Raw genomic sequence first — 15,932 nt, forward strand, 5'->3', positions numbered from 1 at the left:
CCGGCTATTCTTCGCCTGAAAAATAAACATGCTCCGATCTGACCGCATTGTCAAACTTACTGAACTGCCCCATAAACACCAAAGGAATTTTGCCGGTAGGCCCGTTACGGTGTTTGCCAATAATGCACTCAGCCATGCCTTTTAATTCGGTATCAGGATGGTAATACTCATCCCGATACATGAACATAATCAAATCGGCATCTTGTTCGATCGCACCTGACTCACGCAGATCCGACATCATCGGGCGTTTATCTGTCCTGGACTCTACCGTGCGAGACAACTGGGATAAGGCAATAATGGGGATATTCAGTTCACGGGCCAAAGATTTCAGAGAACGGGAAATCTCCCCCAGTTCGGCTGCCCGATTGCCGGAATGGTTGCTGTTTCCGCTCATCAATTGCAGGTAGTCAATCACCACCAAGCCGAGCCGACCCTTATGCCTACGAGCCAACCTGCGCACGCGAGCACGGACTTCCAATGCGTTTAAGCCGGGCGTTTCATCAATAAAGATCGGGGCATCCGCCAGTTTGCGGACAGCATCACCCAACCTCTCCCAATGCTCGTCCTGCAACTGACCGGTTTTAAGCAGATGCTGGTCCAGCCTCCCAACCGAACCGAGCATCCTCATTACCAGCTGCACCCCGCCCATTTCCATGGAGAAAATGGCTACGGGCAGGTGCGTGCTGATAGCGACGTTTTCCGCAATATTCAGTGAAAAAGCCGTTTTGCCCATTGCCGGCCTACCGGCAACGATGATGAGATCGCCTCCGTGCAAACCGGCAATTTTTTTATCCAAATCAATAAAGCCAGTGGGAATTCCGGTTACATCATCCTTATTCTCACGCGAATAAGCTTTATCGATATTGCTGACGGCTTCTTTCAGCATGGCAGGCATTTCCAGAAATTCGCTCCGGCCGCGGCTGGTGCTTTCGGCGATTTGAAAAACTTTGCTTTCCGCCTCGTCCAGCATTTGTTTAACATCCCTGCCTTGCGGATTGTATGCATTCCTAGCAATCTCTGTGCCAACCTGAGCCAGCTGGCGCATGACGGAACGGTCGCGCACGATTTCGGCGTAACGCGCAATATTAATGGCAGAGGCTATGTTTTGCGCCAAATCCACCAAATAACCGAAACCGCCCGCCTCTTCCAGCACTTCTTCCCGCTGCAGCACCTCTTCTACCGTAATCGTATCGGCAGGCCTCGAGTGCTCGGCCAGCTGGGCGATGGCGCGAAAAATCAGGCGGTGTTCGTAACGGTAGAAATCATCCTCCCGCACCACGCCCGCCACCCGATCCCAAGCAGAAGTATCCACCATCAAACCGCCCAAAACCGCCTGTTCCGCCTCTACGGAGTGCGGCGGCAGAGCAAGATGCTCGTTGGTTTGATCCAAGGTATCCGTGTCCATATAATTTATACGCTGCAGCAAACAATAAAAAACAATTCTAACATTACAGCTATTGAATTACCGCTTCAAAAACCCATATACTCTTCCCCACAGCGGAAACTCCGCTGTTTTTAATGACGATATACACCACACCGCCACAGGCTGCTTTCAGGTAGCCTTACGCCACTTTCAACACCAAAGGACATATCATGGAACACAAATTGCCTACCCTGCCTTACGCTTTAGACGCACTGGAACCCCATCTTTCCAAAGAAACTTTGGAATACCACTACGGCAAACACCACCAAACCTACATCACCAATCTGAACAACCAAATCAAAGGCACCGAATTTGAAAACCTGTCTTTGGAAGAGATTGTGAAAAAATCATCCGGCGGCGTATTCAACAACGCAGCCCAAACTTGGAACCACACCTTCTACTGGCTGGGCTTTACCCCAGAAGGCCAAGGCAAGCCCGCCGGTGAACTGGCTGCGGCTATTGACGCCAAATGGGGCAGCTTCGAAGCCTTCCAAGAAGCCTTCAACGCTTGCGCGGCCGGCACCTTCGGCTCCGGTTGGGCTTGGCTGGTGAAAACCGCCGACGGCAGCCTGGATCTGGTTTCCACCTCTAATGCCGCCACCCCCCTGACCACCGACAGCACTCCCCTGCTGACATGCGACGTTTGGGAACACGCCTACTACATCGACTACCGCAACAGCCGCCCGAACTACCTGAAAGGCTTTTGGGAAATCGTCAACTGGGACGTAGTGGCCGAGCGCTTCAACGGCTAAACCTCCACGATTGAGCCGCGCCTGAAGCGCCCAATCAAACAGGCTACCTGAAACATTTTCAGGTAGCCTGTTTGATTGCAGCCGTTGATATGACCGCAAACCGCCTGGCATTAGAGCAGATTGACAAAGATTGTCACAATCGCTGCCCTACATTTCTTTACACCAAGCTGGCATTTCGGTTTTAAGTTTTACCTCACCCCGTAATTCGGCTGCACCAAAGCACAAACCGAACGTTCGCGGCGGCTGCGGCGTTGGCGCCCCGGAATTTTGTGACAGGCTTGCGCCGGCTCGACTGTGTCTTTGTTCTTGCCTCCGCGACCGCCTTCTGCCGAGCGGCGGCCGCCCTCGCGCGTTGCACGGCGTTGCTGATCGACGGCCGGTTCTGCCGCTTGAGCGGGCTGTTTTTGCCACCAACGCGGCTCGAATCCTTCAATCCGCTCCACCGCCAAATCTTTGCCGATCAATTCTTTGATCGACTCGAACATTTTCTGCTCGTCTTCGTCCATCAAGGAAATCGCCACCCCTTCCGCGCCGGCCCGGCCGGTACGGCCGATACGGTGCACATAATCTTCCGCTTGGGAGGGCATCTCGTAATTGATGACGAAAGGCAGCTCAGCAATGTCCAAACCGCGCGCGGCCACATCGGTGGCCACCAACACACGGAGCTGACCGGCTTTGAAGTCGCTTAAAGTTTCCAAACGGCTCTGCTGGGATTTATCCCCGTGCAAAGCCGCCGCACTCAACTGACGCCGCACCAAATCGCGCGCCACCTGATCCACGCTCTGCTTGGTTTTGCAAAACACAATCACTTGATTCATGTTCAAATCCACAATCAAGCGTTCCAAGAGATTGCGTTTCTGCATGGTATCGATGGCGATAATGTGCTGCTCCACGTTGGCATTAGTGGTGTTTTGCGGCGCGGTTTCCACCTGCTCGGGCTGGGTCATAAAGTCTTGCGCCAATTTGCGGATAGGCGGCGAGAAAGTGGCGGAAAACAGCAGGGTCTGGCGCTGTTTCGGCAGCATCTGCATGATGCGGCGGATGTCGTCGATAAAGCCCATGTCCAGCATGCGGTCGGCCTCGTCCAATACCACGATTTCCACTTTGTCCAAACGGATGTTTTTCTGCTGCACATGATCCAACAGCCGTCCCACGGTGGCCACCACGATTTCGCAACCGCTGCGCAGGCTTTGGGTTTGCTTGTCCATATTGACGCCGCCAAACAAAACCGTATGCCGCAAAGGCAGGTTTTTGATGTAAGCCGAGGTATTTTGGTCGATTTGATCGGCCAATTCGCGCGTGGGCGTCAGCACCAGCATACGCACGGGGTGCATGGCCGGCGACGTGCTGGCATTGGCGTAACGCTTCAAGCGTTCCAAACCGGGCAGCATAAAAGCCGCCGTTTTGCCGGTGCCGGTTTGCGCGGCGGCCAGCAAATCGTGGCCGGCCAATATTTTCGGAATGGCGGCAGACTGAATGGCGGTCGGCTGCTCGTAGCCCTGCTCGCTTAAAGCTTCGGTAATTTCTGGGGACAAGCCCAAACTGGCAAAAGGATTCACTTCAATACTCCTCGCACCCGCTGCCTATGGCCGCAGGTGTCTTAAATCAAAACGCAATCAGGCCGGGCCGTCACGGGCTACCTGAATCAAGGATTCATTATTTATTCTCAGTGCATGTGGTCCAATACGGCCGGCATCATCAGGCATATGCGAGACCCCGACGTGTTTATTTCGAGGGCTACCTGAAAACACGTCTTCCAGATCAGGCCGTATTGTGCCTGAAAACCTAAGCAGGCGGTTACCAGCACACGGTCAAAGCCTTATTGCTTCCAAATTTCGGGGGGCGAATGCTGCAAATATTCCCGATCGGCAAACGTCGTCAGCAGCTGCGGTGCCAGCGCAATAAAAATCGCACTCAACAAGCCGGTGAGAAACGCTTCTCCCCAGGCAATAAAGAAAAACACCGGCAGCACGGATTCAAGCAGGGTGTCCGCATCAAACACGCCTGCGGCATACAAAAGCGTGCCGACGGCAACAGCCGCCAGAAAAATGCCTGCCGCGGCGGCCAAAAAGCCGTTGATGAAAATATAGACAAACACATTACGCGGCAGCCGTCGGCTGAACGAACGGGCCGCCGTGGTCACCAGCACCGGCGGCACCAGCGTGCTCAAGGCGGCAATGCCTGCGGCCGGCAGCCCCGACCAACCTTGCCATATCAGGGTATACAGCAACATCACTAAGGAAGCCAGCCACAAAGCCGCCGAACCGCCCAACATCAGCGTCAGCAAAGAAACGCCGAGCAGGTGGTACACCAAGCCGCCCATCTGGCCCGCCAAAGGAGCGGCGCGCAGGCTCCAGCACAAAGCCAGTGCCAGCATCGCGATGCCGGCCAAGCGGCTGTGCCGTTTCAAAGCCGGCCAAGCCCTCGGCGCAACCATGCCCAGTATTGCCAGCCAAACAAAAGCCGCCGCCCACTGCGCGGACGGCGCGAACCAAACAGCAGGAAAATTCATCTCACCCTGCCCCGTTCAGCGCTTGTTCACACTTCATTCACACCTGCCAATCGATTTCGCCCAAACCATGCTGCTTCAGGTAGCCGTTGGCTTGGGAAAAATGGCGGCAGCCGAAAAAACCGCGGTGGGCCGACAAAGGCGAAGGATGCGGCGCGGTGAGCACCAAATGCCGGCTGCGGTCGATGATGGCGCCTTTTTTCTGCGCATGGCTGCCCCACAGCATGAACACCAAATGTTCGCGCGCCTCGTTCAACACCGCCACCACCCGATCAGTAAACTGTTCCCAGCCCAAAGGCGCATGCGAATGGGCCTGCCCGGCCCGCACGGTCAGCACCGTATTCAGCAGCAAGACGCCCTGATCGGCCCACGACTGCAGGCAGCCGTGCTGGGGTATGCGAAAACCTGCGATATCCTGTGCCAACTCTTTATAAATATTGAGCAAGGAAGGCGGCACCGCCACGCCCGGACGCACGGAAAACGCCAAACCGTGCGCCTGCCCGGCACCGTGATACGGGTCTTGGCCCAAAATCACCACTTTCACGCCGGCAAATTCGGTGGCGCGGAAAGCATTGAACACCTCGGCCGCCGGCGGATACACCGTCATGCCTTGCTCGCGTTCGCGGCGTACGGTATCCAGAATCTGCTGAAAATACGGCGCCTGCTTTTCCGCACCGATGGCTTGCTGCCACGTCTGCATACACTTCCTTTGTTTCATTCACTGTTTTGTTTTCAATATCTTATCGCACCGTGACCGCAAGCTTTTCAGCTAGCCTGCTGAAGCACTTAGCGCGGCAGACGGCGAAGGCGACAAAGTTAGGCCGCCACTGTATCCCTTTCTGCTGCACTGCGCAAATCCGCCGCCAATGTTTCGCACACCGAAACAAAACAGCAAAATTTAAGCAGATATGAGTAAAAATCAGCCATACGATGAAATTATATTTCAATTAAACATTAATAGAAGAATTTAAATTTAAAATTTTTCAAAAATGAGCAATTAAAAAATGAAAAAATGCGGTTTTGACAACTTTTAATTTTATGCAAACACTAGCCAAACAAAAGCAAGCCTTGTTAGACTTGGCTCCGATTGCTGCACCGCAGCGGACACAGACCCACCGCCGATCCATTGAGGAGTCCAACCATGAGCGACTTAGACGCCCTGTTCCAAAAAATCAAACAACGCGACCCCAACCAGGCGCCCTTCCACCAAGCCGTAGAAGAAGTGTTTTCCAGCCTGGCGCCCTTTCTGGCCAAGAACCCGCGTTACACCCAACACAATCTGCTGGAGCGCATTGTTGAGCCCGAGCGCGTCATCATGTTCCGCGTGTCTTGGGTGGACGACCGAGGCCAAGTGCAAGTCAACCGCGGCTACCGCGTGCAGATGAACTCCGCCATCGGCCCCTATAAAGGCGGCCTGCGCTTCCACCCCACCGTAGATTTAGGCGTATTGAAATTCCTCGCTTTCGAACAAGTCTTTAAAAACGCCCTCACCACCCTGCCCATGGGCGGCGGCAAAGGCGGCTCCGACTTCGACCCCAAAGGCAAAAGCGACGGCGAAGTGATGCGCTTCTGCCAAGCCTTCATGACCGAACTTTCCCGCCACATCGGCGCCGATTTGGACGTGCCGGCAGGCGACATCGGCGTGGGCGGCCGCGAAATCGGCTACCTGTACGGCCAATACAAACGCATCCGCAACGAATTCGCCTCCGTGCTCACCGGCAAAGGCCTTACTTACGGCGGCAGCCTGATCCGCCCCGAGGCCACCGGCTACGGCACCGTCTATTTTGCCGACAGCATGCTGAAAACCCGCGGCCAAAGCTTCGGCGGCAAAAAAGTGGTGATTTCCGGCTCCGGCAACGTGGCCCAATACGCCGCCGAAAAAGCCATCCAGCTCGGCGCCAAAGTACTGACTGTTTCCGATTCCAACGGCTTCGTCAAATTTGCCGACAGCGGCATGAGCGAAGCCCAACTGGCCGCCTTGATCGAGCTGAAAGAACGCCGCCGCGAACGTTTGTCGGTTTATGCCCAAGAACAAGGCCTGGAATACTTTGCCAACCAAAAACCCTGGCAAGTACCCTGCGACATCGCCCTGCCCTGCGCCACCCAAAACGAATTGGATGAAAACGACGCCAAAGCCCTGCTCGGCAACGGCTGCTTCTGTGTGGCCGAAGGCGCGAATATGCCTTCCACCTTGGGCGCGGTGGAAGCCTTTATCCAAGCCAAGATTCTGTATGCGCCGGGCAAAGCCAGCAATGCCGGCGGCGTGGCCACTTCCGGCCTGGAAATGAGCCAAAACGCCCTGCGCCTGTCTTGGGACCGCGAAAAAGTGGACCGCCGCCTGTTCGACATCATGGCCAACATCCATGAAAACTGCGTGGCCAACGGCCAAGCCGACGGCTTCATCAACTATGTCAACGGCGCCAACATCGCCGGCTTCAAAAAAGTGGCCGAAGCCATGTTGGAACAAGGCGTGGTCTGAGCAAAACCCCATGCCCGCCTTCCCGCCCCGCCCGCCGCGGCGGGGCTTTTTGCGTGGCGGCAAAACGCCTTTTTGAGTAGAATCACGCCCGTTTTCCCCTTCTGATACGGAGCCCCGTCATGTCCAATCTTTCCTCTTTCCTCCAACAGCACTTGGCCGAACACAGGCTACCTGAAAGCTTGGGCAGCGTGGTCGCCACCCTCGCCGAAGCCTGCCGCAGCATCAGCGGCCAAGTAAGGCTCGGCGCGCTGGCCGGCGTGTTGGGCGAAGCCGGCAGCGGCAACATCCAAGGCGAAGCACAGAAAAAACTGGACGTCATCGCCAACGATATGCTGATTCAGGCTCTACGCGCCAACCCCGCCGTGGCCGGCCTCGCCAGCGAAGAAGAAGACGATTTCGTGCCGGCTGATGAAAACGGCCGCTATCTGGTGCTGTTCGACCCGTTAGACGGCTCCTCCAATATTGATGTCAATATTTCGGTCGGCACCATTTTCTCCGTATTGGAAAAACCGGCCGGTGCGCTGAGCACCCAATCCTTCCTGCAAAGCGGCCGCTTTCAGGTAGCCAGCGGCTATGCGCTGTACGGCCCGCAAACGCTGCTGGTGCTGTGTCTGAAGCACGGCGTGTTTGTGTTCACCCTGAATGCCGAAGGCGAATTCATCGCCACCCAATCCCTGCCCCAAGTGCCCGCGCAAACCAAAGAATTCGCCATCAATATGTCGAATCAGCGCCATTGGCAGCCGCCGGTACAGCAATACATCGCCGAACTTTTGGCCGGCGACACCGGCGTGCGCGGCAAAAACTACAATATGCGCTGGGTGGCCAGCATGGTGGCCGAAGTACACCGCATCCTGATGCGCGGCGGCCTGTTTACCTACCCGCAAGACGCCCGCGATCCGGCCAAACCGGGCAAGCTGCGCCTGATGTACGAAGCCAACCCTTTGAGCCTAATCATCGAGCAGGCCGGCGGCGCCGCCACCGATGCCCGCCAGCCCATGCTCGACATCCAGCCCGACAGCCTGCACCAGCGCGTGGCCGTGGTCTTGGGCAGCCGCGAAGAAGTGGATTACCTCACCCGCCTGCATCAAAGCTGACCCCGCATCCTCCTGCCCGACAGGCTACCTGAACGCTTTCAGGTAGCCTGTTTCGCTGGGCCGTTTCCGCACAGCGGGCGGTAGCTTTTTCCCCGCTAAGGCTTTAGAATAACGCCGCCGCAAACTGCGGCTTTTTATGATGCGGAGACAACCATGAAATCTTGGATACCCCTGCTGCTGGCCGCCGCCCTGCTCGGTGCCTGCTCGCCAGAGGTCAGCAAGCCGGATTCGGCCGCCCAAACGGCCCGCTCGGGCCAAGCCGCGCCGAGCCTGCCCGAGTTCTCCGCCCCCTCGGCCGCCGAAGCAGAGCAAGCCGCCTTCGAATACACCCCCGCATCCGCCAAACCAGCCCTGTATTTTACCGCCGGCGGCCAGCCCGCCGAACAGGCTTCAGCCGGCGGCTTCTACCGTGAAATCCTCGGCCAAACCGCCGACGGCCGCTTGGTGGTGCAAGACTTTTACCAAGACATTGCCAAGCGGCAAACCGCTCCCTTTGTTTTGACCGCCGGTGCCGAGCTGAAAGACTTCTCCACTGATGTCATGGACAGCAAAGGCGTGTGGTACCGCCCCGACGGCTCGCTGTTTTATCTGCAGGACTACCGCAACGGCAAAGAAACCGGCCCCGCCACCTATTACGAAGACGACCTGCCGCTGATGCAGACCCACGACATGGGCCTGCGCAGCCTGTTTTTCTACCACGACGGCAAGCTGATGGCCGAGTTGCGGGTGCAAAACCCCGAATCGGCAGACATGGAGCAAACCCTCACCCTGTTCCGCACCGACGGCAGCGCCATCCTGCGCGCCGTCACCCGCGGCAGTGCAACCGTTGCCACCGAAGCGTGGGATGCCGCCGGCCAAGCCGCACCCATGGAAGCCACCCGCATGGAAGGCACGCCGCTGCTGGATCGGGTGGAGGAACTGCAAACCAACTTCGTCCATACCGTCAACTTTGTGATGGGCGAGCCCGAAGCCGCTTCATCGGCCCGCTAAATCTGTTATTTCAGTCCGTTATATAAAGGAAACATCATGTCCCAATTCGACGTTGTTGTCATCGGCGCCGGCCCCGGCGGTTATATCGCCGCCATCCGCGCCGCCCAGCTGGGTTTCAAAACCGCCTGTATCGACGCGGGCGTCAACAAAGCGGGCGATGCCCCGGCTTTGGGCGGCACCTGCCTGAATGTCGGCTGCATTCCCTCCAAAGCCCTGTTGCAGTCTTCCGAGCATTTCCATGCCGCCCAACACGATTTTGCCGAGCACGGCGTTCAGGTAGCCGGCGTGTCTTTTGATGCGGCCAAGATGATCGAGCGCAAAGACGGTATCGTCAGCAAACTGACCGGCGGCATCACCTTCCTGTTTAAGAAAAACAAAGTGGAAAGCCTGCACGGCAAAGGTTCGTTCAAAGGCAAAAACGGCGATTTGTGGCAGATCGAAGTGGACAACCGCGGCGAAAAAAGCATGGTGGAAGCCAAGCACGTGATCGTGGCCACCGGTTCCGTGCCCCGTCCGCTGCCGCTGGTTGAAGTGGACAATGTGAACGTATTGGACAACGAAGGCGCACTCAACCTCACCGAAGTGCCGAAAAAACTCGGCGTCATCGGCTCCGGCGTCATCGGTTTGGAAATGGGTTCGGTGTGGAAGCGCGTGGGCGCCGAAGTCACCATTCTGGAAGCCGCTCCGGTCTTCATGGGCGCGGCCGACCAGCAAATCGCCAAAGAAGCGTTTAAGATTTTCACCAAAGAACAGGGCCTGAACATTGAATTGGGCGTGAAAATCAACGAAATCAACAACAACGCCGACGGCGTCACGGTGAAATACGAGCTGGGCGGCGAAGCCAAAACCGAAACCTTCGACAAACTGATCGTGGCCATCGGCCGCGTGCCCAATACCGAAGGCCTGAACGCCGAAGCCGTCGGCCTGGCCAAAGACGAGCGCGGCTTTATTCAAGTGAACGAGGTGTGCCAAACCAATCTGCCCAATGTTTGGGCCATCGGCGACGTGGTGCGCGGCCCGATGCTGGCCCACAAAGCCAGCGACGAAGGCGTGGCCGTGGCCGAACGCATTGCCGGCCAACAGCCGCACTTGGATTTCAACACCATCCCGTGGGTAATCTATACCGACCCCGAAATTGCCTGGGTGGGCAAAACCGAAGAGCAGCTGAAAGCCGAAGGCGTGGCCTATAAAAAAGGCACTTCCGGCTTCGCCGCCAACGGCCGCGCACTGGGCCTGGGCAAAGCCAAAGGCACGGTAAAAGTGTTGGCCGATGCCAAAACCGACCGCATTTTGGGCGTGCACATGATCGGCCCGATGGTGAGCGAGTTGGTGGCTGAAGGCGTGATGGGCATGGAATTCAAAGCCAGCAGCGAAGACATCGCCCGCATCGTCCACGCCCACCCGACCCTGTCGGAAGTGCTGCACGAAGCCGCCTTGGCCGCCGACAAACGCGCCCTGCACGGCTGATAAGGGTTTGCCCATGCACACTGCATGGCGTGCATGGCGCCATTCAAACCGCTAACAGCGCAACAGGCTACCTGAAACCGGCTACACAACTTTCTGCGTAGCCGGTTTCAGGTAGCCTGCTTCTTATTTATTTGGCTGGTGGAGACCTTTGCAAAACCCTTAGATGTGGATGCAGTTCAAAGCGTAGCAGCGCAGCGAACGTGAACGCCAGGAATCCCCGTGGGACAGACATATCACATAGATAGGCAAGTGAGCGAGCAGCGCACAACGCAGAAATGCACCGCAGATGAGGGGTTTGCAAAGGTCTCTGGTGGTGACGCAAGCAGTTAAGGTTTCGGCTGCTGCATCATCTCCAGCACAATGCTGTTGAAACGCTCCAAATCCAACCAGCCGGCTTGGGCGAACAACAAAAGCACCACCAAGAGCACCGGCAGCATCAGTACAAAACCGGCCACATGCGCCAGCAACACTTTCCAGACACTGGTTTCGCTAAGCTTCACCAAGCCCAAAACGGTCACCGCAAACGCCCACATTTGCCACAGCATCACCAACCAGCCCAACTCGGGCAGATACAGCAGCAGCAGGCCGGGCACCACCAGCATTTCAGAAGCCAGAATATAGCCGGCAAAATTGTGCTTCTGCTTGCCGTAATAACCGAGCACCACATTCGCCGCCCAGCTGAATACCGGCCATTTCAACACATGCACCGCAAACATCAGAGCGGCAATGCCGTATTCCTGCTGAAACCAAGGCGCCACGCCGGCCGCATTCACCGCGCCAATCACCAACAACGCGCCCACAATCACGGGCAGCGGATAAGCATACTCGGTCGCCGGTTTGAAATTCAGCCGCATCAGCCCCCAGGCATCGGCAATCAATCGATACATATCGGACACCGTTTCTTAAAAAGTATGGCCGGCCCGCCAAACACACCAGCAGGCCGGGATCGGGAGGACAAACAAATATCAGGGTTTCAGGTAGCCTCATCAAGGGCTACCTGAAACCCCGCCGTCCGCTGTTGGGTTAACGAATGCCGCTGCCGATGCGCGACATTTGGCTGATATTCATCCACACAAAAAAGGCTTTGCCCACCACCAACTTGTCGTCCACAAAGCCCCAATAGCGGGAGTCGGCGCTGTTGTCGCGGTTGTCGCCCAAAGCAAAGTATTTGCCGGGCGGCACCGTGCAGGCAAAACCGCTGCCGTCGGCTTCATAGCGGCAATGGTCGCCCAGACCGCTGTCGAAACCTTTGGCCGCCATTTCTTGGCGGAAACGCGCCAAAGTCGGCATGTGTACCGCCGGCACCCCTTCGTCTTTCAATACCTCAAAACGCCTGCCGTCCAAATCGGCTTGGAAACGCTCCGCTTCGCGCAATGCACCCGGCGTGAGGTCGTCGGGATAGCCGTGCAAACCCTGCGGCGTATCTTGCTCGGTTTTGCCGTTGACGGTTAACACTTTGTCGCGGTACACCACCTCATCACCCGGCAGGCCGACAATGCGCTTGACGTAGTTCATGCTCGGCTCGGGCGGATAATTGAACACCACCACATCGCCGCGCTCAATCTGTCCCACCGGAATCAGCACATTGTTGAGCACCGGCGTGCGGATGCCGTAAGCGAATTTATTCACCAAAATAAAATCGCCGGCCACCAAGCCCGGACGCATGGAGCTGGACGGAATCTGAAACGGCTCGGCCACAAAGGTACGCAGCACGAACACCACCAGAATCAGCGGAAAAAAACCGCCGATATAATCGCGAAAATGGTTGTTGTCGGCTGCTTTTTCTTGCTCTTCGCTTTGCGGGCGCGCCCGTTTGGCGCTCAGTTTCTGCCAGCCCCATACCAAGCCGGTGGCCACCACAAACAACAGCAAAACCGCCGTCAGACTCATCACAGTAGCCAATAAGCCGAAAGCACCCACCATCATCAGCAAATAGCCCCATTGCAGGCCGCTGCTCCACTCGCCGTCGTCCTGCCGCTGTTTGTTGCTGCTGAAAAACAGCACCAAACCCACCATCAGCGCACCGGCGGCGGCGATAATCATGTTTTGTCCCATTTATTTGTCTCCCACCTGCAAAATCGCCAAGAAGGCCGATTGCGGAATCTCCACATTGCCCACCTGCTTCATGCGGCGTTTGCCGGCTTTCTGCTTCTCCAACAGTTTTTTCTTGCGCGTGATGTCGCCGCCGTAACATTTGGCCAGCACGTTTTTGCGCAGCGCTTTCACGTTTTCGCGGGCGATGATTTGGCTGCCGATGGATGCCTGCACCGCAATATCGAACATCTGCCGCGGAATCAGCTCGCGCATTTTGGCCGCCAGTTCGCGGCCGCGGTGCACCGAGTTTTGGCGGTGCACAATCAGGCTCAAAGCGTCCACTTTTTCGCCGTTGACCATGATGTCGAGCTTGATCAAATCGGAGGGCTGGAATTCTTTAAATTCGTAATCCAAAGAGGCGTAACCGCGCGAGGTGGATTTGAGTTTGTCGAAGAAATCCATCACCACTTCGTTCATCGGCAGATCATAAGTGAGCATCACTTGGCGGCCGAGATACTGCATGTTTTTCTGGATGCCGCGCTTCTGGTTGCACAGCGTCATCACATTGCCCACATACTCCTGCGGCACCAGAATGGTGGCGGTGATGATGGGCTCCAAAATGGTTTCAATCGTGCCGATGTCGGGCAGCTTGGAGGGATTCTCCACCTCGATTTTGTCGCCGTTTTTGAGAATCACCTCATACACCACCGTCGGCGCGGTGGTGATCAAGTCCATATCGAATTCGCGCTCCAGCCGCTCCTGCACGATTTCCAAGTGCAACAAACCCAGAAAGCCGCAGCGGAAGCCGAAGCCCAAAGCCTGCGATACCTCCGGCTCGAATTTCAGCGAAGCGTCGTTCAGCTGCAGTTTTTCCAACGCTTCGCGCAGCGCTTCGTAATCGTGGCTTTCCACCGGATACAGGCCGGCAAACACCTGGCTCTGTACTTCTTTAAAGCCGGGCAGCGGCTCGGTGGCCGGGTTTTGCACCAGGGTCACGGTGTCGCCCACCTTGGCCTGCCCCAATTCTTTGACGCCGGTAATCAGAAAGCCCACCTCGCCGGCGCTCAGCTGCGGTTTGGCCACCGACTTGGGTGTGAACACACCCAGCTGCTCCACCTGCGTTTCGGCCTTGGTGGACATAAAACGCACTTTGTCTTTCAGCTTCAGCGTGCCGTTTTTGACGCGGATCAGCATCACCACGCCCACATAATTGTCGAACCACGAATCGATGATCATCGCCTGCAGCGGCGCGTCGGGGTCACCCTCGGGCGGCGGCACTTTGTTGACGATTTCTTCCAGCACGTCTTCCACGCCCAAGCCGCTTTTGGCCGAACAGGTAACCGCGCCCACGGCATCGATGCCGATGATGTCTTCGATTTCCTGCGCCACGCGGTCGGGGTCGGCCGCGGGCAGGTCGATTTTGTTCAACACCGGCACCACTTCCACGCCCAAATCGATGGCGGTGTAGCAGTTGGCCACGGTTTGCGCCTCCACCCCTTGCGAAGCGTCCACCACCAGCAGCGCACCCTCGCAGGCCGACAGCGAGCGCGACACTTCGTAGGAAAAGTCCACGTGTCCGGGGGTGTCGATGAGGTTGAGCCGATAGGTTTCGCCGTTGCGCGCGGTATAGTTCAAGGCGGCGGTTTGCGCTTTGATGGTGATGCCGCGCTCTTTTTCGATGTCCATCGAATCGAGCACCTGGGTGCTCATTTCGCGCATTTCCAAGCCGCCGCAATATTGGATAAAGCGGTCGGCCAAGGTGGATTTGCCGTGGTCGATGTGGGCGATGATGGAGAAGTTACGGATATTTTTCATGCAATATTCAAACAGTACGCTGATGCGCGCCGCCCGGCAAAACCGTGCGCCGCCATCGGAAAACGGGAACGAAAATAGCCGCGCATTGTAGCGGAAAAAAGCCAATCCCGCCACGCGCTTTCGGCGGGCGCCAACAAGCATTCAGGCTACCTGAAACGCTTTCAGGTAGCCTGAACCGGTGCCGCAGCGGCAGGCGCTTACGCCGCGCCCTGCTGCACTTTATCCACGGCCTCGGCCAACAAGGCAACCGTGCGCGGAATGTTTTGCAGTTTATCCAAACCGAACAGGCCGATGCGGAAGGTTTGGAAATCGCTTTCGCCGCATTGCAGCGGCACGCCGGCGGCAATCTGCACCCCCTGCTCCACAAACGCTTTGCCGCTCTGAATATCGGCGCGGTCGGTATAGCACACCACCACGCCCGGCGCTTCAAACCCCGGCGCCGCCACGCTGGCAAAACCTTTTTCCGCCAACATGGCGCGCACTTGGCGGCCCAATTCGGCCTGCGCCGCTTTTAATTCGGCAAAACCGACGGCACGCGCTTCCTGCAAAGTGTCGCGCAGGCGGATCAAGCCGTCGGTGGGCATGGTGGCGTGATACGCATGGCCGCCGTTCTCAAACGCCTGCATGATGTTCAGCCATTTTTTCAAATCCAAATCGAAACTGTCGGATTCGCTGTTTTCCACCGCCGCCACGCCTTCGGCGCTCAGCATCACCAAACCGGCGCACGGCGGGCTGCTCCAGCCTTTCTGCGGCGCGCTTAACAGCACGTCGATGCCCAAATCGCGCATGTCCAGCCACATACAGCCCGAAGCGATGCAGTCCACCACCAACAATGCGCCCACTTCATGCGCGGCGCGGCTGAGGCGGCGCAGGTAGTCGTCGGGCAGCATCATGCCGGATGCGGTTTCCACATGCGGGGCAAACACAATCTCGGGGCGGAACTCGGCAATCGCCGCTTCCACTTCTTCAATCGGCGCCGGCGCAAAGGGCTGGGCTTTTCCTGCGGCAGTAGGACGGGCCGCCAACACGCAGGATTCGGCCGCCAGCGCGCCTTTTTCCAAAATCTGCGTCCAACGGAAACTGAAAAAGCCGTTGCGCACAATCAGGCAGCGTTTGCCGCGTGCCAATTGGCGCGCCACCGCCTCCATGCCCGCCGTGCCGCTGCCGGGCACCACCACGGCGGCTTGGGCGGCATACACTTCTTTCAAGCCGGCCGCCAGCTCGCGCAACGCGGTTTGAAACTGTTGCGACATATGGTTTACCGCACGGTCGGTATAAACCACGGAATATTCAAGCAGGCCGTCGGCATCGGGATGCGGCAGTAAAGCAGGCATAACACGCTCCTTGTTCGGAAGGTCATCAGAATTGG

General features: G+C 57.2%; 14 protein-coding genes. 5 read left to right on the forward strand and 9 right to left on the reverse strand.

Annotation, left to right across the window (positions count from 1 at the left end; translation table 11 throughout):
• Window positions 1–4: 4 nt before the first annotated feature.
• Window positions 5–1,405 (reverse strand): replicative DNA helicase, encoded by a 1,401-nt coding sequence (gene dnaB, locus H3L94_RS06630; RefSeq protein WP_050797895.1) that lies wholly within the window; start codon window positions 1,403–1,405, stop codon window positions 5–7.
• A gap of 188 nt (window positions 1,406–1,593) precedes the next feature.
• Between dnaB and H3L94_RS06635 the strand changes: the two genes are divergently transcribed.
• A complete protein-coding gene (locus H3L94_RS06635) occupies window positions 1,594–2,175 on the forward strand; it encodes a superoxide dismutase (RefSeq protein ID WP_009117801.1) in 582 nt (193 codons plus the stop codon).
• A gap of 188 nt (window positions 2,176–2,363) precedes the next feature.
• On the opposite strand, the gene H3L94_RS06640 is transcribed toward H3L94_RS06635, so the two are convergent.
• From H3L94_RS06640 to ung, 3 genes are all read right to left on the reverse strand, one after another.
• Window positions 2,364–3,734: a DEAD/DEAH box helicase gene (locus tag H3L94_RS06640; RefSeq protein WP_182121374.1), complete on the reverse strand. Its 1,371-nt coding sequence runs from the start codon at window positions 3,732–3,734 to the stop codon at window positions 2,364–2,366.
• Window positions 3,735–3,994: 260 nt separating this feature from the next.
• The gene (locus H3L94_RS06645; protein WP_182121375.1) at window positions 3,995–4,687 is read right to left on the reverse strand and encodes an energy-coupling factor ABC transporter permease; all 693 of its coding nucleotides are present in this window, start codon (window positions 4,685–4,687) and stop codon (window positions 3,995–3,997) included.
• A gap of 37 nt (window positions 4,688–4,724) precedes the next feature.
• Window positions 4,725–5,384 (reverse strand): uracil-DNA glycosylase, encoded by a 660-nt coding sequence (gene ung, locus H3L94_RS06650; RefSeq protein WP_182121376.1) that lies wholly within the window; start codon window positions 5,382–5,384, stop codon window positions 4,725–4,727.
• Window positions 5,385–5,825: 441 nt separating this feature from the next.
• Here ung and gdhA point away from each other — a divergent pair, with 441 nt between their 5' ends.
• The 4 genes from gdhA to lpdA all read left to right on the forward strand — a co-directional run bounded on the left by gdhA (window position 5,826) and on the right by lpdA (window position 10,714).
• Entirely contained in the window at window positions 5,826–7,163 is a 1,338-nt protein-coding gene (gene gdhA / locus H3L94_RS06655; protein ID WP_182121377.1) for an NADP-specific glutamate dehydrogenase, read from the forward strand.
• A 119-nt stretch (window positions 7,164–7,282) separates the two neighbouring features.
• Window positions 7,283–8,257: a class 1 fructose-bisphosphatase gene (locus H3L94_RS06660; protein ID WP_182121378.1), complete on the forward strand. Its 975-nt coding sequence runs from the start codon at window positions 7,283–7,285 to the stop codon at window positions 8,255–8,257.
• A 153-nt stretch (window positions 8,258–8,410) separates the two neighbouring features.
• The gene (locus H3L94_RS06665; RefSeq protein WP_182121379.1) at window positions 8,411–9,247 is read left to right on the forward strand and encodes a toxin-antitoxin system YwqK family antitoxin; all 837 of its coding nucleotides are present in this window, start codon (window positions 8,411–8,413) and stop codon (window positions 9,245–9,247) included.
• Window positions 9,248–9,283: 36 nt separating this feature from the next.
• The gene (gene lpdA, locus H3L94_RS06670) at window positions 9,284–10,714 is read left to right on the forward strand and encodes a dihydrolipoyl dehydrogenase (protein ID WP_182121380.1); all 1,431 of its coding nucleotides are present in this window, start codon (window positions 9,284–9,286) and stop codon (window positions 10,712–10,714) included.
• Window positions 10,715–10,841: 127 nt separating this feature from the next.
• On the opposite strand, the gene H3L94_RS12490 is transcribed toward lpdA, so the two are convergent.
• The 5 genes from H3L94_RS12490 to H3L94_RS06690 all read right to left on the reverse strand — a co-directional run bounded on the left by H3L94_RS12490 (window position 10,842) and on the right by H3L94_RS06690 (window position 15,897).
• Window positions 10,842–11,015, reverse strand: coding sequence for an ATP-dependent exonuclease (locus H3L94_RS12490; RefSeq protein ID WP_244958724.1), 174 nt, complete (start codon window positions 11,013–11,015; stop codon window positions 10,842–10,844).
• A 25-nt stretch (window positions 11,016–11,040) separates the two neighbouring features.
• Window positions 11,041–11,601 carry a hypothetical protein gene (locus tag H3L94_RS06675; RefSeq protein ID WP_009117790.1) on the reverse strand — a complete coding sequence of 187 codons (561 nt, stop codon included), beginning with the start codon at window positions 11,599–11,601 and terminating at the stop codon, window positions 11,041–11,043.
• Window positions 11,602–11,737: 136 nt separating this feature from the next.
• A complete protein-coding gene (gene lepB / locus H3L94_RS06680) occupies window positions 11,738–12,769 on the reverse strand; it encodes a signal peptidase I (RefSeq protein ID WP_182121381.1) in 1,032 nt (343 codons plus the stop codon).
• Complete coding sequence (lepA, locus tag H3L94_RS06685) at window positions 12,770–14,563, reverse strand: translation elongation factor 4 (RefSeq protein WP_182121382.1); 1,794 nt, start codon at window positions 14,561–14,563, stop codon at window positions 12,770–12,772. It abuts the gene before it with no gap.
• 197 nt (window positions 14,564–14,760) lie between these two features.
• Window positions 14,761–15,897 (reverse strand): aminotransferase class V-fold PLP-dependent enzyme, encoded by a 1,137-nt coding sequence (locus tag H3L94_RS06690; protein ID WP_182121383.1) that lies wholly within the window; start codon window positions 15,895–15,897, stop codon window positions 14,761–14,763.
• Window positions 15,898–15,932 lie beyond the last annotated feature (35 nt).

This window comes from Neisseria shayeganii (assembly GCF_014054965.1).
GTDB classification, from domain to species: domain Bacteria; phylum Pseudomonadota; class Gammaproteobacteria; order Burkholderiales; family Neisseriaceae; genus Eikenella; species Eikenella shayeganii.